Below are 19,056 nucleotides of genomic sequence, written 5' to 3' on the forward strand. Positions count from 1 at the left end.
ATTGGCTTGTGTAGCAAGGATATTTGGAAAGCTTTCCAATTGCAATCGAAAAAAAAGGCCGGCGAGCGGCCCTTCCTGTTATTTCTTCTTACTGCGGGTCGCGGCCGCGCGCTTGCCCGCAGGTTTTTCGCCGGCCGTGTCGTCGCACGGCCCCTTGGCCAGCGAGGCGCGCAGCGTCACGCTCACCGGGAAGGTGCGCGTCACCGGGCGGTGCAGGTCGTAGCAGCGATTGAGCAGGGCGTTCAGGCCGTTGAGCGTCATTTCGCGCCAGGGCATGTGCACCGAGGTCAGGCGCGGCGCCGAGAACGCGGCGCTCGGCGTGTCGTCGTAGCCGATCACCGACAGGTCGCGCGGCACGCTGATGCCGGCTTCCTGGAAGTAGGCCAGCGCGCCGACCGCCATCTCGTCGTTGGCGCAGAACAGGGCGCTGCACTTGTAGCCGGAATCGATCAGCGCCTTGGCCGCCGACCAGCCGCCCTGGGGCGAGAAGTCGCTTTCCAGCGTCCAGACCTTGCCGGTGTCGATGCCATCGGCTTCCAGTTCGCGCATGAAACCGCCGACGCGGGCGACGTTGTCGGCCAGCGCCGCCGGACCGGCGATGACGGCGATGTCGCGGTGCTTGTAGTCGAGCAGGGTGCGCGCGGCCAGGCGTCCACCGAGCGCGTGGTCGACCGTGAAGCACTGGTCCGGGATCTGGCTGAACTCGTGGTTCAGCGCCACCAGTTGCTGTTGCTTGGCGCCGAGCGAGGCGAGGTCGTCGTCGGTGAGGGCGCTGGTCATCATGACGATGCCGTCACAGCCGCGCTCGATCAGGAATTCGATGCCCTCGATGGCCTGGCGGCGCGCATCGCCCAGGCCAACGCCGAAGGCCACCACCATGTGCAGGCCGGCGGCGCGCAGTTCGGTGTCGATGATCTGCAGGATCGGGGTGTAGAAGGTGCCGCTCAGGACCGGGATGTAGACGCCCACCATCCGGCTGGTGCCGGACAGCAGGGCGCGCGCCGCGTGCGAGGGGCGAAAGCCAAGCTCGTCGATCGCCTTGCGCACGCGGGCCAGGGTGGCCGGGGACACCGAACCCTTGCCGCTGACCACGCGCGATGCGGTGCCGAGGCCGACGCCGGCGAGACGCGCTACGTCCTTGATGGTTGCCACAAACGATCCTCGTTCATCAAAGGGTTATTCGAAAAACACTGAAGCATACTGCATTCGTCCGGCACTGGCACGGGTCTTCACAGGCGCCTGCCCGATGCGGGGTCGAACAAGGAGACCCGCGACGCGTCGATGGCGAAACGCACCGCCTGCCCGCTTGCCAGCGGCCGTGGGTCGTGCACGATGCTGGAGAGCTGCTGGCCGCCGCAGTCCAGCCACACCACCTGGTGATTCCCCATCGGCTCGACCAGCGTCACCGAGGCCTGCAAGGGGCCGTCGGCGCCGATGTGGATGTCTTCCGGCCGCACCGCCAGCGTGACCGCACCCGCTGGAACCACGCAGTCCGGGCCCAGGTCCAGGGCCAGCGCGCCGGCACTGAAGCGGCGTCGCGCGTCGCGCGCCTCATCAAGTTCGCCTTCCAGCCGGCCGGCCACGAAATTCATCGATGGCGAGCCCAGGAAACCGGCCACGAAGCGGTTGGCCGGGCGTTCGTACACTTCCGTCGGGGTGCCGATCTGCTGGATGCGGCCGCCCTGCATCACCACGATGCGGGTGGCCAGGGTCATTGCCTCGGCCTGGTCGTGGGTCACGTAGATCATGGTCGAGCCGAGCGTCTGGTGCAGCAACTTGAGCTCGCGGCGCAGCTCGGCGCGCAGCTTGGCGTCGAGGTTCGAGAGCGGCTCGTCGAACAGGTAGACGCCCGCTTCGCGCACCAGGGCGCGACCGATCGCGACGCGCTGGCGCTGGCCGCCCGAGAGCTGGGCCGGCTTGCGGTCCAGCAGCGATTCGAGCTGCAGCATCTCGGCCGTCTTCTGCACGCGGCGCCGGATCTCGGCCTTTGGCGCGCCCGAGATGCGCAGGCCGAAGGACATGTTCTTCTCGACCGTCATGGTGGGGTACAGGGCATAGGACTGGAACACCATGCCGATCCCGCGTTCGCTCGGATCGGCGTCGCTCATGTCGCGACCGCCGATCTCGATCGCGCCGCCGGCCAGGTCGATCAGGCCGGCGATGCTGTGCAGCAGGGTGGACTTGCCGCAGCCCGAAGGCCCGAGCAAGACCAGGAATTCGCCCGGCTCGATGTGCAGGTCGAGGTCGCGGATGACCTGGTTGCTGCCGCGGGTGATGCACAGCTTGCGGAGGTGGACGTTCGACATATGCTTTCCTTCAGCCTTTCACGGCGCCGGCGGCGATGCCGCGCACGAACCAGCGTCCCGAGATGAAGTAGATCGCCAGCGGCAGCGCTGCCGTCAGGATGGTTGCGGCCATGTTGACGTTGTACAGGCGGGTGCCGGTGGTGGTGTTGATCACGTTATTGAGCTGCACCGTCATCGGCGCGTTGTCGCGGCCCGCGAACACCAGGCCGAGGATGTAGTCGTTCCACACGCCGGTGACCTGCATGATGGCGGCGACCACCACGATCGGCAGCGACATCGGCAGCATCACCTGCAGGAAGATGCGCCAGAAGCCGCCACCGTCGACGCGCGCGGCCTGGAACAGCTCGTGCGGTACCGCCGCATAGTAGTTCCGGAACAGCAGGGTCATGATCGGCATGCCGAAGATGACGTGCACCAGCACGATGGCGGGCAGCGACCCGAACACGCCGGCGTGCGCCATCATCCACACCAGCGGATAGATCATCACCTGCACCGGAATGAAAGCGCCGGCCAGCAGCACGCCGAACAGAACATTTGCGCCGCGCGGGCGCCAGAACGACAGTGCGTAACCGTTGATGGCGCCCACCAGGATCGGGATGATCGTGCTCGGCACCGTGATCGCCACCGAATTCCAGAAGCCGCCGCTGACCTGGCTCCAGGCATGCTTCCATGGCGCGACGGTGGCGAACATGGGCAGGGCGAACACGTTGCCGCTCCTGATCTCGTCCATCGACTTGAAGGAGGTGATGATCATGACGTACAGCGGCAGCAGGAAATACAGCGCGGCGCTGAACAGGAAAGCGTAGATGCCGATGCGGGCAGGCTTGAACCGTTTGCGGCGCGCGGCGGGTGCGGTATCGAAGGACATGGCCGGGGCGATTGGCTGCAGGGTGGTATGGCTCATGCGCGTTTCTTGCGGCTGCGGGCGTAGGCATAGGGCGCCAGCAGGGCCAGCACCGGAATGAGCAGGGTGACGGCGCCGGCCGAGGCCAGCCCGATGTTCGAACGCAGGAACAGGTGGTCCATGATGAACTTGGCCGGCACCTCGCTGGCCGTGCCCGGACCGCCGCCGGTCATCGCCACCACCGCGTCGTACAGTTTCACGACGGCGGTGCACAGCAGCAGGAACACGGTGGCGCTGGTTGCCCCCAGCATCGGCAGCACGATCTGCAGGTACACGCGCCAGGCCGGGATGCCGTCCAGGCGCGCGGCCTTGTAGATCTCGGGGTCGACCCCGCGCAGGCCGGCCAGCATCATCGCCATCACCAGGCCCGAGGCCTGCCAGACCGCGGCGATGACGATGGTATAGATGACCATTTCCTGGTCGATGATCCAGTCGAAGCGGAAATTCTCGAAGCCGAGCCGGCGCACCGCGCCCTCGATGCCGGCGCCGGGGGCCAGCAACCATTGCCACACCAGGCCGGTGGCCACGAAGGACATCGCGTAGGGATACAGGAAGACCGTGCGCAGGAAACCTTCGCCGTTCACGTTCTGGTCGATGAAGGCGGCCAGCAGGAAGCCCAGCACCATGCAGGCGACGATGAACAGCACCCCGTACACGGCCAGGTTGTGCAGCGAGATCAGCCAGCGTTCGTTGTCGAACAGGCGCACGTACTGGGCCGCGCCGATGAAATCGTCGGAGGGGAAGGTGCGCGACGCGGTGAACGAGGTGCGCAAGGTCCACAGGGCCCCGCCGATGTAGGCCACCAGCGCCGTCAACGCCATCGGCAGCAGGGCGAGGTGAGGGCTGATCTTGTGGGCGCGCAGGCTGATCATGGGTCAGTACTTGAGGGCGTTGGCGATGCTCTTCTGGGCGCGTTCGACCGGCATGTTCGTGTTCCAGTAGGCGGTGAGCACGTCCTGCATGGCGCCGTTCTGGTCCGGCCTCAGGTACACCTCGGTCACACCGGCCTGGCGCGTGCGGTCCTTCATGATCTCGATGCCCTTCTGTGCGCACAGGTCGAGTTCCGTCGCGTCGGCATCGAGGCGGATCGGGATCGAGCCTTTCAGCCTGCTGAAATCCACCTGCAGGCCTGGTTGCGACACCACGTTGGCGAGCAGCTGCTGCGCGCGCACCGCCTGGGCGTCGTCGGTGCGCGGGAACACGAACACGTCGCCCTGGATCAGGTAGGGCGTCGATGCGCCGAAGCCGGCCATGCAGCCGTAGTGCTGGCCCGCGACCTGGCCCGCATTGGTGAATTCGCCCTTGGCCCAGTCGCCCATCACCTGGAAACCGGCGCGCCCGGCGATGACCAGGGCCGTGGCGTCGTTCCAGTTCCGGCCCGGCGCGCCGGCATCGACATAGGATTTCAGGCGCTTGAAGGCCAGCAGCACCTGGCGAAACGCGGGCGAGAGCAGGGTGGCCTGGTCGCGGTCGCGCATGGCGCGCAGGTACAGCTCCTTGCCGCCCATGTTGGCCAGGATCGCCGAGAACAGCACGGTCTCCTGCCACGACTGGCCGCCGTGGGCGAGCGGGATGATGCCGGCCGCCTTGAGCTTGTCGAGCGCGGCGAAGAACTCACTCATGCTGCTTGGCTCCTGCGTGATGCCGGCCTTGCGGAAGGCGGCCTTCGAATACCAGAACCAGGTCTGCATGTGGATGTTCAGCGGCACCGCGTAGTAGTGGCCGTCGACCTTGATCACGTCGATGATCGGCGTGGGCAGCATCTGGTCCCAGTTCTGGGCGCGCGCGAGCTCGTCGACGTTGTTGAGCATCCCGGCTTCGATCACGTCGAGGAACTGCTTGGAGGTGTTGAACTGGGCCGCGGTGGGCGGGTCGCCGCCGATGATGCGGTTGATGGTCACCGCGCGCGACTGGTCGCCGCCGGCGATCGCGGTGTCGATCCAGATGCCGCCGGCATCGCGGTAGGCCTGGGCCACCTGCTTGACGGCGGCCGATTCGCCGCCGGACGTCCACCAGTGGATGACTTCCGCTTTTGGAGACGCGGGCGCCGACCCAGCCAACGCTGGCGCGGCAGGCATCACGGCGAGGCCGAGCCATGCGCAGGCTGTCGCCAGGGTGCGTGGTGTGAACATCATGTCTCCGTTTGCGCCGTTTTTTGGTAGATTGGAAACGTTACCATCGGCTTTGCCCGACTATAGCATCGGCTGAAATCAGGGTCAAACAATATTGCAGTCAGGATTTTGGCACAGTTTCCGTGTTGCACAGCTCAGTTTCGATGGGACCAAGGGCCATGCTGGCGCAGCCATGCTTGCCGGACGGCTGGTTTTTCCTGCCGCATTTTTATACTCAGCTGCAAGGTGTTAGCACAAGGAATGTGCGTGCGGATCGGACGCTGTCTGCGCCTGCGCAACTGCTGAGTATCCTGCCTTCCTATGATGGGACTGGAGAGCCGGTGAGCAGACGCGGCGCCGGCATCCGCCAGCACTCGTTGGGAGGAAATCATGTCCGACGTAAAACGCAGGGCTTCACCGGATGCGGCACCCCAGCCGTCATCGCGCAGCGCAGCGCTCCTGGCAATCAACCAGCAACATCTTCTGCATCCGAATGTCGCCGCCTTCCTGAAGGCGATCGCCAGCGCCGAGGGCGGTGGCTATGATTTCAAGTATGGCGCGCTGAAGGGCAGGGCGAATGACCGCTGGCGGTTTAGCGATATGTCGACCCACCCGGGCCCGGGCATCGACGGCAAGACGACCGCGGCCGGCATGTACCAGATTACCCGGCCGACCTGGGAGCACCACGGCGGCAAGCTGGGCTTGCGGGATTTTTCGCCGCGCACACAGGACCTGATCGCGGTCGAAATCCTGCGCAGCCTGGGTGTGATCGAACTGATCAAAGAGGGCAGGATCGTGGAAGTCATGCCGAAGGCGGCAAGAATCTGGGCCGCGTTGCCGAAGGGACCAGGACAAGCGAATCACTATCCGCCACAGCGATACATGCAGTTCGAAAATTTTCTTTCAGCCTTCGTGGGAGCTGGAGGCCAGGTTCGATAGAGAAACCAAGGCCCGGTCGGGTGACCGGGCACATGACTGCAATGGGGTCTTATTTCACGGTGGCTTTTTTCTCTTTCGCCTTGACCGTCTTGGGCTTGCCATTATCGCCAAGCAGTTTGGCGAGTTCGTCCCAGGTATAGGTTTTGCAGTTGATTTTGTTCTTGCTGGGCCACCACTCGAGCGAGCCTTTGCTGAAGACGAGCTTCCCGATGCGCTTGTTGTCGGTATCGGAAACGATGATCGAGCTGTCGATGCTGCCGATTTCGACTTCGTGACCAAGCTCTAATTTGAGATTTGCCATCTTGACCCTCTTTGTCGGTGTTAAAGAGTCAGATAATGCCAGTCTGCAATACATCGATCTTGCTGTTAAACAAACTTTGCATAACGATGGACTTTGCCGCACACAAACAAAAGGGCCACGCATACGCGTGGCCCTTCTATTCTGAACTGGTGCCGACTGCAGGACTCGAACCCGCCACCTGATGATTACAAATTCTTCTGTTAAGATCACTTCAGGTAACAATAGACAACAGATTCAAGCACTTAGAGAAGCGGATCTAACTGTACCCCTACAACATCTAACTTTAACGTTGACACTTCGTTGACGTTTCCAGGCGCTCACGCCGCTTTGGCTGGGCGACTCAAGTCCACCACACTCGGCAAGACATTCTCCCAACGGGCTTTAATGCCTTCTAAGCAATCCGCCCAGCGCTCATTAACTAACTCTAATATACGCTGTCTGTCCAACAATAGGCAGCCGGACGAGCGATACCCCGCCACCCAGTCTCCAGTCGAGTCCCGATAGCTAATCGGTATGAACATTAAGTTATCAGGCTGATTAAGTAGAGTGAAGAGCCCTTGGAACTTGATCGGATGCGCTTCTAGCGTTTTCGTGGGCCATTCGTTCTCTTGAGCTCCGCATTGACCAAATATGGAATACGCACCACAAGCAAAGTCCACAAATTTTCTTGAGCTAACCAAGTCTAGCCCCATATCTCCTGAGGTTGGAATCTTAGCGATCTCAGCTTCATTGATGTAATGGGCGCCAATTTCTTTGGCCAGCACTTTGATTGCATTTCTTAGATTAGTTCCATAATGCATTCGACGGTCGTCAGAATTAGCATCAAACACGCGAACCGTCGCGCCAGGAGGTGCTAACGCCTTCAGCGCTTCCTTGCAAAAAGAAGTGAATTCTTTTGCCGCTTTCTGCGGAAATCCCTTAATTCTAAATGAGCGCAATCTAGAGCAAATTAGAAGGAGGAAATAGGCGCATTGTTTTTCTGTTCTAGCGCCCGCCTTCCACACCAGTTGATTTCCAATGACTCTAAATGGATAGAAATCATCAAAAGCGGCCTCGCGATACTCTAGAAGCTGCCAACAGTCCTCAATGCAACGATCGACCTCCTCAATCTTGTCGATTGCATGTTCGTCGTCATCGTCGTCGTCAGAAGCATCCTCTGAATCACTTGCAGCTGGCATCTCCTTAGATAAAAGTTCCAATTTAGCCTGGGACAGCTCATCAAGATTATCATAGCCAACGAGCAAAAGTAGCTCGGCCAAATCAGCCAACAAGTGCGGTCGAGATTTATGCAATACGCCAATTTCAAAACTCATCAGCGTCCCCGGCCTTCTTGTTTCTGAGGGATGTACCGATCTGCTTAATGAGGTTGTTGGATGCGCGGACAACACTCATCGCTTCCTCATCATAGTCAACATTCGCGACCAAAGAAGCGGCTTCTTCTAAAATCGACTGAGCTTCGTAGATCAAACCAACAAAATCGTTGTTGATACCGCTAGTAAGCCGGTAGGCGTATGACAGTGAGCTCTTGCTGCGCAGTGCAGCGAGGGCCTTGGGAGCAGCAACAATAGCCCCGAGAGTACGAAGATTTCGCGACTCACCAACAACAGTCTTACCGTTCTTCTTTTCGAATAACCAGCGAGCCAAGTCTTCGACAGCTGCTGTTTTCAAAACGCTGGGCTTGACTATGGGATTTGTAGGTTCCGTCTCTAAGTCTTCGCTAGCCTTGCTGATGCGCTTTGCTGCTCCTACAAATTCTCCGATTCGCTCATCAGCGAGCGCCGTAGACAGCAAGGAGAACTTGATAGATTCTTCGCCAAGTCCTTCAATACCAAAGAATTCTCTCTTTTCGATCAAGTCGTAGACAGCAAGAGCGTCTAGGCTTCGCTTAATATGATCCCGTCGACTACCGATTGTGCTTGCAACTTTGGCGTAGCGCTGATCCGGACTCAGCCTTTTAGACGTATCTTCGAAGAGCTGCTTAAGATAACGAGCCTTTGCTAACGGGTCCCATTCTTTAATGCCCGTGATATGGCGATAACCCAAATATGGAAGAACTTCCGCTCGCGTGTCACGAACGACAATTGGAATTTCGTCGGGAAAGTATGCCGCTGACTCCGAGATCGCAAGCATTTGCGAACTCGGCTTTTCACAATCATATGGATTGTGCAGAAGCTTAACGGCCGTTAACCGACGATTGCCTTCGATGACAATGTATTCCCCCTTCTTTTTCGGGTGTGGATACACGACCAATGGCTCGCCAGGAAAGAACCCATTGGTGCCAATAGCATTCATCAAGTCTTCAATTGCCGTGGATTTTGCAATCCACGTAAGCATCGCCTTCGCCGTTCGCGGTACGTTAACGGGCAGTCGAGGGTTGTCTATGTCGAGATGAAGTTTCTTATAATTAACAGTATCGATTACCGAACTCATAGTCAATCCCATATTGGAGGAAGCGCGCCAGAAACCGCAGCGAACAACGGCGGAGGAACGGCATTTCCGATCACTTTATATCGATCACGCAATCCTACGGTTTCTGGAAAACTGAACGTTTGAGGAAACCCTTGTAGAAGCTGCGCTTCTTCAAAAGAGAGACGGCGTGCAGGCTCATTTGAGCTAAAACGCCATTCATCTTCCTGCACCTTTTCTAATACCGGCGACCCTGGATAAAGTGGCATGTGCCGTGCATTACTTACGATAGTCTTACTTGGCAAATTCCACTCACGTCGGCGATCTCGAGACATGTAATACCAATGGAAATTTTCTTCCCAAAATTTTCCTACTGGCCATGCCGGGAGATGCCCAATAGCATCGGCCTGAGAAACGTAGGGATTCAATGCATTCGGCCCGTGGGTTGGTGCGGGAAACTCGTAGCGAATTCCAAAATCCGAGCGTATCCCTACAATAAATATTCTTCTGCGCTCTTGAGCAACACCGTAATTTGCTGCATTTAGAACTGAGTAATTAACGAGATAGCCGGCCGAGCGAAAGCGTCGAATTTGGTTGTTTAGAAGGTGCGAGTAATTCGAGTGCGTCATTCCTGACACATTTTCGACAATAAATGCTTTTGGTTTGATTTGCCGTAGCGCGCGGTCGAATTCACGATATAGGAAATTGATAGAGCGGTCAGTCTGCCTCGCGCCTCCTTGACTGAACCCCTGGCAAGGATAGCAACCAACAAGGAGCTGTGCCTTGGGGAAATTTTTGATGAGGCTAACATCTCCTAAGCGGAAATCGGTGTCCGGCAAATTGTGCCTATACGTTTCGGCAGCTTTCGGCAAAATATCATTTGCCATGAGCATGGAGAATCCATTCGTATGAAGACCCAAGTCTGATCCACCACAGCCACTGAAAAGAGAAACGGCGTCCATTAAACCGCTCCTCTCATGTTGAATTCGATGACCAGTCTGGCGTAATTATTCAACTGCATTAATCACCCGCATTCTTAACATTGATTTCGAAAGGCAAAGCCTTCTCTCGCGCAACTTTCGTTAGCATTATTCTGACAGCGTCGGAAATAGTTAGTCCCATTTCCGCTAATACAGTGGCAGCTTCGTCTTTGATAGTTTCATCAATTCGTGCACGAACGACAACATTTGTGGCCACGTTTTACTCCATTTGAGCTCCAATGGGCCACAGTGTAGCCCACGAATGTATGTCTAGTCTATTGATTCCTAAGAACTTTCTCATGCTGCAACTTCCTGTCCGCGTTCTCAACAAACTAGCTCTCTTAGAGACGTGACACAGGAGGACAGGTGTAAGACATGCGAAGATCACGCACGGCGCAAAGTGTCGATCTCGTTAGCCTTTGCCGCCGCTGCATAGGCGTAGGCGTAGCTAAGCATGTCGCGAAGGCTTACGTGACCCAGCACGTAATCTGCTTGCATTTTCAGATCGGTCTGGTCAGGTACCAAGCCTTCAAGTGCAAAATTTGCCTGCATTTGCAGGACGTGGCGAAGTCGTTCAGCTTCGGTCAGCTTCATTGCAGGGAACCTTTCTTTAGCTCCCGCATCCATGTTTCTATAGAAATCGACGAGCGTGCTGAGCTTCGATTGGCAAATAGCAGAAATTCTATTGCGCTATCATACGCGGTCGCGTTAAGCCATTCGGTGCGCCCCCCGCTGAAGAACCGTATCGGGCCCGTGCATGACGGCTTCCCATCAACATACGCAATATCACTGCACGGGGCGGCTACTCTCCAGTCAGCTAAATGTTGCAGTGCTGCGCGCTCCAGTTCGCGCGCATCTTGTCTATGAAGAGCATGTATTGCAACCGAGCGCTCTAAATCGAAGACATCCTCAACTCGTAAGTGAAGTTGAGGAAGATTGCAGATGCGTGTTAGTGGATCAATGGAAATTCCTAGCTTTACAGCTGCAATCTCTTTCAGGGCAAACACGTACACGAAGCACGGTGCATTAGCGTGCCGTGATGCCCGCATCTTTGAGTTGGTCTGTTCTCGACGCTGAGCCAGCATTTTTGCTCGGCAGGGCTTCATTTTCTCTTCCATACTCCCTCGTTGCTGTGTTGTACATTTTCTTGGTAATACCAAGGACTAGCTCAGAGCTTGTTGAGCTGGAGAACTAGGACCATCTCAGTTTTGTTCTTGTCCCTTGTCTTGTTCAAACTGAGTTTTGGAAGCCAGCCTGGGCTTGTACGGACAGTGGCGGCCTTGTCTTCAGTTAAGCCACCAATCACGACCAGCTCCCCATCCGCTACTGAAAGCGACGTTTTCAGCTCCCGTTTAATCAGGGTAGGAGAATTGTTCACGCCCGTGTTTGTGCTAACGAAACTAGACATCTGTTGAAGAACTTGTAAGTCGACGGAATTCTCATGTACCACTGGCAACAGCTCAAAGATGAGTCCACTCGACCGGTACTCCACGGACTGTACAGCGGCACCTGAAGACGGATACGATTCAGCTCCTAGAACCGGAACATCTTCGCCGACCGTGAAGCGGCCACTCTGTCCTGACTGGACGCGAAGTGTCGGCGTGGACTTTACAGTAAAACGACTATCGGTCGAGAGCGATGATAAAACCGCGTCAATCGTAGTGCTTCTAAAACTGATGTGACTGGTGTTCGAATTGCCTATCGAACCAAAAGACAGTCCGAGCTTGCCGCCGAGTAGATTTAATGCCAAGCTAAAGGCCGACCCGTCGTTGTTCGTGGTTTGTACCTCGTACAAAACTCCACGGACTAGGACATCACCAACGGCGGTATCAACCTGCGACAATAGCTTTTTTAACATTGTCACTTCGGCAGGTATGCCGGCGAAAACAAGGATATCGCTCTTGCGGTCGATGCTTGCTGCGGCCGATCCGGGAGGTGACGCTAACTGTTCAGTATCGTGCGATCATATTCCTCGCCGTAGCTGGCCTTTGTTTCGTGCAAAAGCTATGCTGGGCGACTTGATTGCTGGGTTCAGCAGTCCCGGCATTCAATCGCACCAGGAGCAGTTGGCAGCATGAGTTCACGCATTCATCCACAGGCCCGTACCACACCGAAGATCCGCCAGGAGATCAAGGATTCGGGCCTGTCTTCCAGAGAAGCTGCCAAGGTTTTCAACATCACGCGAGCCACTGCACAGAAGTGGCTTGGACGCGATGACGTACACGATCGCTCGCACCGCGCTCACACACTGCATACAACCTTGAGCCAGGCCCAGGAAGCCATTGTTCTGTCTCTGCGCCAGTCACTCTACCTGCCGCTCGACGATCTTCTGTTCATTACCAAGCAGTACATCAATCCGGCCGTCTCGCGCGCGGGCATTGCGCGCCTGCTAAAGCGTGAAGGCATGTCGCGCCTGACGGACTTGATTGCGACGGCAGAGGGAGAGAAGATCACGCCGAAGAAGACCTTCAAGGACTACGAACCCGGCTTCATCCACATCGATATCAAGTACCTGCCGCAGATGCCGGACGAGACCTCACGCCGCTATCTGTTCGTCGCTATCGATCGCGCCACGCGCTGGGTCTTCATGCACATCTACAGCGACATGACGGAGAAAAGTAGCGTCGATTTTCTGCGCCGTTTGAAGTTGGCTTCGCCGATCAAGATCAGCAAAATCCTGACCGACAACGGCTCGCAATTCACCGACCGTTTCACCACCAAGGACAAGAAGCCCAGCGGCAAACACGCATTCGACGTCGCCTGCGCAGCCCTGCCTGCAGAACATCGCCTGGCGCCGCCACGCCATCCGCAAACCAATGGCATGGTCGAGCGCTTCAACGGGCGCATCAACGAATTGCTGCAGCAGACCCGTTTCGATAGCCGGGCCGATCTGCAGGCCACTTTGCTGAACTATCTGAAGCTGTACAACCACCACATTCCACAACGCGCCATCGGCAGTAAAACCCCCATCCTCGCTCTCAAGGAATGGCAACAAAAGCGGCCGGAGTTATTCGTTAAACGCGTTTATGATCAAACGGGACTCGACAGCTAACTGCGCCGATTTGTCACTAGGTGAAGCATGCACAGCCCGACGAGCGGTGAACTCGCCCTTGAACAACGGGGAGAGCAGATCGACTAGGTAAGAGCCGTTACGATGACGGGGCACATACACGAACACATCGCGCACTTCCGCAGCCTTTTCCGCAGGAGGAGGTTTTTTGCCGATGAAATCCACGCCACTCCGACGAATTGCTACCAAGCCGAGCGAATCGAGGAACGCGGCAATGAAGGCGCGCAGATCGCCACTACGGGCATCGTAGCGGAAAGAAACGGACCGCTGATTGAATCGCCACGAGTTTTCTAGACACTCGACAGCCGTTGAAAATACTGCTTTTCGTACTCGACCGGCGACAAGTCATTGCTGAAGCTGTGCCGCCGCTTCGGATTGTAGAACATCTCGATATAGTCAAAGACGTCCTGCTTTGCTTCTTCACGGGTGCCGTATGTTTTGCGTCGAATTCGCTCCCGCTTGAGCAGTTGGAAGAAACTCTCAGCGACGGCGTTATCATGGCAGTTTCCGCGCCGGCTCATGCTTTGCTGCAGATTGTGCGCGTCCAGGAAATCGCGCCAATCATAACTGCTAAATTGACTGCCTTGGTCCGAATGCACCATCACCATATTCTTGGGTTGCCGGCGCCAGACGGCCATTAGAAGCGCGTTCATCGCCAACTCGCGATCAATACGTGAACTCATCGACCAACCGACTACCTGGCGCGAAAAAAGGTCGAGTACCACGGCCAGATAGAGCCAGCCTTCATACGTTCGGATATACGTAATGTCCGTCACCCAAACTCGATTGGGCTCCTGCACGTCGAACTGGCGCTGTAAATGATTTGGCGCCACAAGTGAAGGCACACCGCCACGTTTGTACTTGCGCTTGGCGTAGCCGGTCTGCGAGCGAATCCCGGCCGATCGCATCAGGCGGTGAACGCGATTGATGCCGCATTGTTCGCCCAGTTCGCGCAAGTCATCGCTGACCTTGCGGTAACCGTACACACTGCCGCTTTCGAGCCATGACTCCTTGATGGGAACCAGCAAGCGCTTGTCTTCCTTGGCGCGGCGGCTTTCGGGGTTCAGACGCCATGCATAGAAACCACTAGGATGCACGCCAAGCACCTTGCACAGCCGCCGCACCGGGAACTGGTCCTGTAACTCAACAATGAAGGTGTACCTTACCCGGACGTCTTGGCAAAGTACACCGCGGCTTTTTTCAAGATGTCGCGCTCCTCCGTGACGCGCTTCAACTCGGCCTTCAGGCGGCGCATTTCATCGGCCTGGGCATCAACCACCTTGCGCTCCTGTTCAGGCACACCGTAGCGTTTTGTCCAGGTGTAAAGGCTATGGATACTTACCCCCAGGCGCGCCGCTACTTCGCTTGCCGGGTGACCGCGCTCCGCCACTTGCTTGACCGCCGCAATCTTGAATTCTTCGGGATACCGCTTACCGCTCATACATTCTCCTTGTGCCCAACATTATGGCTCAGAAGTGTCTACGATAGTCGTGGCGATTCAGAGCGACAACATTAATCAGCCGTCTTCTACCCAAAGTGACAGTGGGAAGAATGCCGCGGTTGAGATGACCCAGCACTACACCAGGAGGGAGTCCCACGGCTTCAGCAAACTTCTCCAAGGTCATAAGGCCTACGAAGGCACCAGACAGACTTGCCGCCGAAGCGTGACCGACCGCCCCAATTTCTTCCATATTGCTCAGCACCGTGCATTCCTTTATCAGAGCTGTGTATATTTGACTGCTAAAGGGCAATATAAACACGAAAATTCTCCGTGTCAACATTTTTTATACGATGCTGTGTATTTTTGATACGATGATCGACATACTTAGCCGATGGGGAGTCAAATATGGATACGATTCAGTCAAGACTACGTGCTGTGATCGAAGCCGCAACTGATGAGCGTGGACGGTTTGCTGAGCTAGAGAAGCTGACGAAGGTGTCGGCGAATAGTTGGAAGAGCTTCTGGCATGGCCGCCAGCGGCCGACGTGCGACATGATTGAAGCTATATGCGTTCGATGGCCCCACTATGCGTTCTGGATCGCGACGGGGATTACGGACGCGAAATATGGGCATGTGAACGAACGAGGGGAGGCGAGCTTCCCGGAAAAACGGCGAGCACGTCGCAAGAAAGCGGAAGAGTACTGGGAACTAGCTGGGAGTATGCGTGCTTGGAGGAGTCACTGTGAAGCGAATCCAGATGCAGCAGACGACAGCGACGGAGTCATGGAGCGTAATGATGCTATCAGCCTGCTAGAGCTGGAGATTGGTCGGAATGCTGAACAACAAGCGCTTGCAAATATCGAAGATGCCGATCTGGTTGCTTCCTTGGTCAAGTTGAAGGTCTGTCATTCATTTTTAGACGAAGAGAAGCATGACGATTAAGAAAGCGGAAAATGGCTGGCTGGTAGACATTCAGCCAGGTGGACGCGGTCACAAACGCATTCGCAAGACGCTACCGACTAAGTCGGAAGCATTGCAGTTCGAAGCATGGGCCAAGACGCAAGTTGCGCAGAATGAGAAATGGGTAAAACCGAAGAAAAATCTGACGAAGCTTTCCGAGCTTATCGAGCTTTGGCAGTCCCACCACGGAATCCAACTTCGCCACACTAGGACATACAGCACGCTCTTACGCGTTTGCGAAGCGCTCGGAAATCCAATTGCCGAACAGCTGAAATCGGAGCACTTTGCAGCGTATCGCTCTAAACGACTGGCAGATGGGGTCTCACGAAACACGATCAATCGAGAGCATGCCTACTTGCGTGCCGTTTTCAACGAATTGATCCGCTTGGGCTTCTGGAATTCCGAAAATCCGCTCATGCGACTTCGACAGTTCAAAGTGGCTGAGCGAGAGCTGTCCTATCTCGACAACGAAGAGATTCGTACGTTGCTGGCGTCTCTGAGCGCACGGAAAGAGAAAGATGCGCTGCTCATCACCAAACTATGCCTTGCAACTGCTGCGCGTTGGAATGAAGCCGAGTCCTTGCGTATTTCGCAGCTTCATAGCGGCATGGTTCATTTCACGCAGACAAAGACAGACAAGAATCGATCAATACCTATCGACGAAGCGCTTTCAGACGAGATTCGTGACTTCTATAAGACTAGTGGGCGAGATGTGTCTGGTCGAATTTTCAAAAGCTCGGTTGGCGCGTTCAGAATGGCGGTAAAGGAATCGGGCATCGAACTGCTACCGGGCCAGCTCACCCATGTTCTGCGTCATACGTTCGCGAGCCACTTCATGATGAACGGTGGAAATATCCTAGCTTTGCAAAAAGTGCTAGGTCACTCTACCCTGCAGACGACTATGATTTACGCACACCTTAGCCCTGAACATCTCCAGGAAGCACGGCACCTGAATCCGCTGACTCGGCTGGGCGCCAATCTTTGTACGGCCTCACCTGACATACTCTTATGAAAAGGAGACTGCATGCCGAAGCAAACGAATGATGAGTCCGTTGATGCCGATCACAAGGAATGTGTTTCGCCTGACGACGAACTCTGCAGGTGTATCGATGCCGTGGTGGATCAGTTGCGCTTGGGAGCAGAAGAGGAGCCAAGCTTGGGAGGACTTTCAGCGACCGAACGGTGGCGTCGTGAAGAAGCTGTGAAGCAAGCGAATGCCTCTTTGTTCCTGGAAGGATTCTGCCCCTCCAAAGAAGCGCAGGACCGTGCTCGCCATTTCATCAATGGTGAAATCGATCTACCAACATTGACGCAAGCGACTTCTAATTCCAAGAGCACCAGAAATTCTCTTGATGACGACGGTTGACAGTTCGTTGACACTGCCACAAATGACAAGGGCTTACATCACTGTAAGCCCTTGATTTATTTGGTGCCGACTGCAGGACTCGAACCCGCCACCTGATGATTACAAATCAACTGCTCTACCTGATGAGCTAAGTCGGCTTAATCTTGCAACAACGATTATACGCTATTTGATCCGCGTCAACGTCGGGCGTCCGCCCTTCTTGGGCGGCTCGTCATTGTCGCCAGGCGTGGCGGCCGGCTCCGCAGCGGGCGATTCCGCTCCCTTGCCCGGCACCGCCGACAGCGACGGCGTAGCGGCCGCGTCGGACGCGGCAGGCGCCATCTCGGCCGCCGTTGCGTTCACCTCGAAAGCCATGCCCTGGCCGTTTTCGTTGGCATAGATCGCCAGCACGTTCTGCACCGGAATGTACAGCTCGCGCGAGACGCCGTTGAAACGGGCGCGGAAGTGGATCGCGTCGTTGTCCATCTTGAGGCCCGAGGTGGCGCCGTAGCTGATGTTCAGGATGATCTCGCCTTTGCGAACGTATTCCATCGGCACCGTGGTGGCGGCGTCGACCTTGACCGCGAGGTAGGGCGTGTAGCCGCTGTCCGTGCACCATTCGTAGATGGCGCGCAGGAGGTAGGGCTTGGTGGAGATCTCGGACATGGGACGTGATAAAAGAAGCAAACCTGTGCGCGCCAGTGTAGCGGATTCGCCGGGAGGGCGTCCGAAAAACCGGCGCGTACTGAATCAAACGATGCTGCATGCGGGCGCGCTGGCACGCCCGCAGCCGGCATCAGCGGCGCATCACCTTCTCGGACGGGGTCAGCGCTTCGATGTAGGCCGGACGCGAGAAGATGCGCTCGGCGTACTTCATCAGCGGGGCCGCGGTCTTGGACAGCTCGATGCCGTAGTGGTCCAGGCGCCAGAGCAGCGGGGCGATCGCGACGTCCAGCATCGAGAACTCGTCGCCCAGCATGTACTTGTTCTTCAGGAACAGCGGGGCCAGGGTGGTCAGGCGATCGCGGATTTCGGCCCTGGCCTTGTCGTGGATCTTGTCGTTAGTCTTGTTGCGCTCGCTTTCCAGCGTGTGCACGTGGACGAACAGTTCCTTCTCGAAGTTGAACAGCATCAGGCGGGCGCGCGCGCGCATCAGCGGGTCGGCCGGCATCAGCTGCGGGTGCGGGAAGCGCTCGTCGATGTATTCGTTGATGATGTTCGACTCATACAGGATCAGTTCGCGCTCGACCAGGATCGGCACCTGGCCGTACGGGTTCATGGTCGAGATGTCTTCCGGCTTGTTGAACAGGTCGACGTCGCGTACCTCGAAGTCCATGCCCTTTTCGAACAGGACAAGGCGGCAGCGTTGGGAGAACGGGCACGTGGTGCCGGAGTAGAGAACCATCATGGTTTATAGTTCCTTAAGAAACAATGGGGTGAAGCGCCGAGCGATTCACCCCGAAAAATGATTGCCCGTATTATAGCCAACCGGGCAATGAAAGCGAATTTACTTCACTTCTTTCCAGTAGGATTCGTTCAGCCGCCATGCCAGGAAGGCGAAAATCGACAGGAAGAGCAACACAATAACGCCCAACTTCTTGCGCGTGCCTTGCGCTGGCTCAGCCATCCAGCTCAGGTAGGCAACCAAGTCAGCCGTTGCGGTGTCAAATTCCTGCTGGCTCATCGTGCCCGGCTGGAGCTGTTCGAAACCGACGAAGGTGTGGACGGTCTTGCCCGCTTCGTGCGGGTCCGCCACCTCCTCGAACTTCGCCTGGCGTACGCCCTGCTGCTGCCACATCACGTGCGGCATGGCCACGTTCGGCACCACCATATTGTTCCAGCCGGTCGGACGGCTGTCGTCCCGGTAGAAGCTGCGCAGGTAGGTGTACAGGTAGTCCGCGCCGCTGCCCGCAGGCGAGGCCTTGGCGCGCGCGATCACCGACAAGTCCGGCGGCACCGCGCCGAACCAGGCCTTGGCGTCTTCCGGGCGCAGGGCGGTCGTCATCATGCCGCCAACCTTGTCTTGTGAAAACAACAGATTGTTCTTGATCTGATCTTCGGTCAGGCCAAGGTCGCGCAGGCGGTTGTAGCGCATGCTCGATGCCGAGTGGCAGTTCAGGCAGTGGTTGACGAACAGCTTGGCGCCATTTTGCAGCGACGACAGGTCGTGGCGATCCGGTGCGCGCTCCAGCGGGAACCCGCCCTCGGAGGCGAATGCCAGTCCCGGCACCAGTGCCAGGACCGCGATCAGTTTCTTCGCAAATTTCATGTTCTTGTCCTTGTGCTCTGGTCT

General features: G+C 57.0%; 22 protein-coding genes and 1 tRNA gene. 5 read left to right on the forward strand and 18 right to left on the reverse strand.

The window, feature by feature from the left end:
• Positions 1–78 precede the first annotated feature (78 nt).
• From IM543_02085 to IM543_02105, 5 genes are all read right to left on the reverse strand, one after another.
• Entirely contained in the window at positions 79–1,152 is a 1,074-nt protein-coding gene (locus IM543_02085; protein ID QOY94727.1) for a LacI family DNA-binding transcriptional regulator, read from the reverse strand.
• 77 nt (positions 1,153–1,229) lie between these two features.
• Positions 1,230–2,306 (reverse strand): ABC transporter ATP-binding protein, encoded by a 1,077-nt coding sequence (locus IM543_02090; protein QOY94728.1) that lies wholly within the window; start codon positions 2,304–2,306, stop codon positions 1,230–1,232.
• A 10-nt stretch (positions 2,307–2,316) separates the two neighbouring features.
• Positions 2,317–3,210, reverse strand: coding sequence for a carbohydrate ABC transporter permease (locus tag IM543_02095; GenBank protein ID QOY94729.1), 894 nt, complete (start codon positions 3,208–3,210; stop codon positions 2,317–2,319).
• On the reverse strand, positions 3,207–4,082 hold the full coding sequence (locus IM543_02100) for a sugar ABC transporter permease (protein ID QOY94730.1): 876 nt from the start codon (positions 4,080–4,082) through the stop codon (positions 3,207–3,209). Before IM543_02100 ends, IM543_02095 begins: the two co-directional genes overlap by 4 nt.
• 3 nt (positions 4,083–4,085) lie before the next feature.
• Positions 4,086–5,342, reverse strand: a complete 1,257-nt coding sequence (locus IM543_02105; protein QOY94731.1) for a carbohydrate ABC transporter substrate-binding protein — start codon at positions 5,340–5,342, stop codon at positions 4,086–4,088.
• Between the two features lie 438 nt (positions 5,343–5,780).
• Here IM543_02105 and IM543_02110 point away from each other — a divergent pair, with 438 nt between their 5' ends.
• Positions 5,781–6,260 carry a glycoside hydrolase family 104 protein gene (locus IM543_02110; protein QOY96482.1) on the forward strand — a complete coding sequence of 160 codons (480 nt, stop codon included), beginning with the start codon at positions 5,781–5,783 and terminating at the stop codon, positions 6,258–6,260.
• Positions 6,261–6,309: 49 nt separating this feature from the next.
• Here IM543_02110 and IM543_02115 read toward each other — a convergent pair whose 3' ends face one another.
• From IM543_02115 to IM543_02150, 8 genes are all read right to left on the reverse strand, one after another.
• Positions 6,310–6,561 carry a hypothetical protein gene (locus IM543_02115; protein QOY94732.1) on the reverse strand — a complete coding sequence of 84 codons (252 nt, stop codon included), beginning with the start codon at positions 6,559–6,561 and terminating at the stop codon, positions 6,310–6,312.
• A 317-nt stretch (positions 6,562–6,878) separates the two neighbouring features.
• Positions 6,879–7,874 carry a hypothetical protein gene (locus tag IM543_02120; protein QOY94733.1) on the reverse strand — a complete coding sequence of 332 codons (996 nt, stop codon included), beginning with the start codon at positions 7,872–7,874 and terminating at the stop codon, positions 6,879–6,881.
• Positions 7,864–8,991, reverse strand: coding sequence for a ParB N-terminal domain-containing protein (locus IM543_02125; GenBank protein QOY94734.1), 1,128 nt, complete (start codon positions 8,989–8,991; stop codon positions 7,864–7,866). The genes IM543_02120 and IM543_02125 overlap by 11 nt, the downstream gene beginning before the upstream one ends.
• Before the next feature lie 2 nt (positions 8,992–8,993).
• The gene (gene dcm, locus IM543_02130) at positions 8,994–9,929 is read right to left on the reverse strand and encodes a DNA (cytosine-5-)-methyltransferase (GenBank protein ID QOY94735.1); all 936 of its coding nucleotides are present in this window, start codon (positions 9,927–9,929) and stop codon (positions 8,994–8,996) included.
• 58 nt (positions 9,930–9,987) lie between these two features.
• Positions 9,988–10,164, reverse strand: coding sequence for a type II toxin-antitoxin system RelB/DinJ family antitoxin (locus tag IM543_02135; GenBank protein ID QOY94736.1), 177 nt, complete (start codon positions 10,162–10,164; stop codon positions 9,988–9,990).
• 167 nt (positions 10,165–10,331) lie between these two features.
• Complete coding sequence (locus tag IM543_02140) at positions 10,332–10,541, reverse strand: hypothetical protein (GenBank protein QOY94737.1); 210 nt, start codon at positions 10,539–10,541, stop codon at positions 10,332–10,334.
• Positions 10,538–11,065 (reverse strand): hypothetical protein, encoded by a 528-nt coding sequence (locus IM543_02145; GenBank protein ID QOY94738.1) that lies wholly within the window; start codon positions 11,063–11,065, stop codon positions 10,538–10,540. Before IM543_02145 ends, IM543_02140 begins: the two co-directional genes overlap by 4 nt.
• Before the next feature lie 50 nt (positions 11,066–11,115).
• Positions 11,116–11,805: a hypothetical protein gene (locus IM543_02150; GenBank protein QOY94739.1), complete on the reverse strand. Its 690-nt coding sequence runs from the start codon at positions 11,803–11,805 to the stop codon at positions 11,116–11,118.
• Positions 11,806–12,021: 216 nt separating this feature from the next.
• Between IM543_02150 and IM543_02155 the strand changes: the two genes are divergently transcribed.
• Positions 12,022–12,999, forward strand: a complete 978-nt coding sequence (locus tag IM543_02155) for an IS481 family transposase (GenBank protein ID QOY94740.1) — start codon at positions 12,022–12,024, stop codon at positions 12,997–12,999.
• Between the two features lie 308 nt (positions 13,000–13,307).
• Here IM543_02155 and IM543_02160 read toward each other — a convergent pair.
• Positions 13,308–14,458 (reverse strand): IS3 family transposase gene (locus IM543_02160; protein ID QOY94741.1). Its coding sequence is split into 2 segments (ribosomal slippage): positions 13,308–14,212 and positions 14,212–14,458, totalling 1,152 coding nucleotides; the frame shifts between segments, so codons are not numbered across the junction.
• Between the two features lie 405 nt (positions 14,459–14,863).
• Between IM543_02160 and IM543_02165 the strand changes: the two genes are divergently transcribed.
• From IM543_02165 to IM543_02175, 3 genes are read left to right on the forward strand one after another with little or no spacing between them, the layout of a single operon-like run.
• A complete protein-coding gene (locus IM543_02165; GenBank protein QOY94742.1) occupies positions 14,864–15,400 on the forward strand; it encodes a hypothetical protein in 537 nt (178 codons plus the stop codon).
• Positions 15,390–16,430 (forward strand): tyrosine-type recombinase/integrase, encoded by a 1,041-nt coding sequence (locus IM543_02170; protein QOY94743.1) that lies wholly within the window; start codon positions 15,390–15,392, stop codon positions 16,428–16,430. Before IM543_02165 ends, IM543_02170 begins: the two co-directional genes overlap by 11 nt.
• Before the next feature lie 12 nt (positions 16,431–16,442).
• Positions 16,443–16,784: an antitoxin VbhA family protein gene (locus tag IM543_02175; GenBank protein ID QOY94744.1), complete on the forward strand. Its 342-nt coding sequence runs from the start codon at positions 16,443–16,445 to the stop codon at positions 16,782–16,784.
• A gap of 61 nt (positions 16,785–16,845) precedes the next feature.
• On the opposite strand, the gene IM543_02180 is transcribed toward IM543_02175, so the two are convergent.
• The 4 genes from IM543_02180 to IM543_02195 all read right to left on the reverse strand — a co-directional run bounded on the left by IM543_02180 (position 16,846) and on the right by IM543_02195 (position 19,032).
• Positions 16,846–16,921 (reverse strand) — tRNA-Thr (locus IM543_02180).
• A 25-nt stretch (positions 16,922–16,946) separates the two neighbouring features.
• Positions 16,947–17,429 (reverse strand): ClpXP protease specificity-enhancing factor, encoded by a 483-nt coding sequence (locus IM543_02185; GenBank protein QOY94745.1) that lies wholly within the window; start codon positions 17,427–17,429, stop codon positions 16,947–16,949.
• A 130-nt stretch (positions 17,430–17,559) separates the two neighbouring features.
• Positions 17,560–18,171 (reverse strand): glutathione S-transferase N-terminal domain-containing protein, encoded by a 612-nt coding sequence (locus IM543_02190; GenBank protein QOY94746.1) that lies wholly within the window; start codon positions 18,169–18,171, stop codon positions 17,560–17,562.
• A 99-nt stretch (positions 18,172–18,270) separates the two neighbouring features.
• Positions 18,271–19,032: a cytochrome c1 gene (locus IM543_02195; protein QOY94747.1), complete on the reverse strand. Its 762-nt coding sequence runs from the start codon at positions 19,030–19,032 to the stop codon at positions 18,271–18,273.
• Between the last annotated feature and the right edge of the window lie 24 nt (positions 19,033–19,056).

The organism is Massilia sp. UMI-21, from assembly GCA_015277795.1.
In the GTDB taxonomy this organism is placed as follows: domain Bacteria; phylum Pseudomonadota; class Gammaproteobacteria; order Burkholderiales; family Burkholderiaceae_D; genus Telluria.

What these genes read in the sequence shown, in the direction of transcription:
- IM543_02145 (QOY94738.1), bottom strand. Translation starts at nt 11,065, where the DNA reads ATGGAAGAGAAAATGAAGCCCTGCCGAGCAAAAATGCTGGCTCAGCGT.
- dcm (QOY94735.1), bottom strand. Translation starts at nt 9,929, where the DNA reads ATGGACGCCGTTTCTCTTTTCAGTGGCTGTGGTGGATCAGACTTGGGT.
- IM543_02165 (QOY94742.1), top strand. Translation starts at nt 14,864, where the DNA reads ATGGATACGATTCAGTCAAGACTACGTGCTGTGATCGAAGCCGCAACT.
- IM543_02090 (QOY94728.1), bottom strand. Translation starts at nt 2,306, where the DNA reads ATGTCGAACGTCCACCTCCGCAAGCTGTGCATCACCCGCGGCAGCAAC.
- IM543_02175 (QOY94744.1), top strand. Translation starts at nt 16,443, where the DNA reads ATGCCGAAGCAAACGAATGATGAGTCCGTTGATGCCGATCACAAGGAA.
- IM543_02100 (QOY94730.1), bottom strand. Translation starts at nt 4,082, where the DNA reads ATGATCAGCCTGCGCGCCCACAAGATCAGCCCTCACCTCGCCCTGCTG.
- IM543_02185 (QOY94745.1), bottom strand. Translation starts at nt 17,429, where the DNA reads ATGTCCGAGATCTCCACCAAGCCCTACCTCCTGCGCGCCATCTACGAA.
- IM543_02105 (QOY94731.1), bottom strand. Translation starts at nt 5,342, where the DNA reads ATGTTCACACCACGCACCCTGGCGACAGCCTGCGCATGGCTCGGCCTC.
- IM543_02150 (QOY94739.1), bottom strand. Translation starts at nt 11,805, where the DNA reads ATGTTAAAAAAGCTATTGTCGCAGGTTGATACCGCCGTTGGTGATGTC.
- IM543_02125 (QOY94734.1), bottom strand. Translation starts at nt 8,991, where the DNA reads ATGAGTTCGGTAATCGATACTGTTAATTATAAGAAACTTCATCTCGAC.
- IM543_02155 (QOY94740.1), top strand. Translation starts at nt 12,022, where the DNA reads ATGAGTTCACGCATTCATCCACAGGCCCGTACCACACCGAAGATCCGC.
- IM543_02195 (QOY94747.1), bottom strand. Translation starts at nt 19,032, where the DNA reads ATGAAATTTGCGAAGAAACTGATCGCGGTCCTGGCACTGGTGCCGGGA.
- IM543_02120 (QOY94733.1), bottom strand. Translation starts at nt 7,874, where the DNA reads ATGAGTTTTGAAATTGGCGTATTGCATAAATCTCGACCGCACTTGTTG.
- IM543_02095 (QOY94729.1), bottom strand. Translation starts at nt 3,210, where the DNA reads ATGAGCCATACCACCCTGCAGCCAATCGCCCCGGCCATGTCCTTCGAT.
- IM543_02170 (QOY94743.1), top strand. Translation starts at nt 15,390, where the DNA reads ATGACGATTAAGAAAGCGGAAAATGGCTGGCTGGTAGACATTCAGCCA.
- IM543_02190 (QOY94746.1), bottom strand. Translation starts at nt 18,171, where the DNA reads ATGATGGTTCTCTACTCCGGCACCACGTGCCCGTTCTCCCAACGCTGC.
- IM543_02115 (QOY94732.1), bottom strand. Translation starts at nt 6,561, where the DNA reads ATGGCAAATCTCAAATTAGAGCTTGGTCACGAAGTCGAAATCGGCAGC.
- IM543_02140 (QOY94737.1), bottom strand. Translation starts at nt 10,541, where the DNA reads ATGAAGCTGACCGAAGCTGAACGACTTCGCCACGTCCTGCAAATGCAG.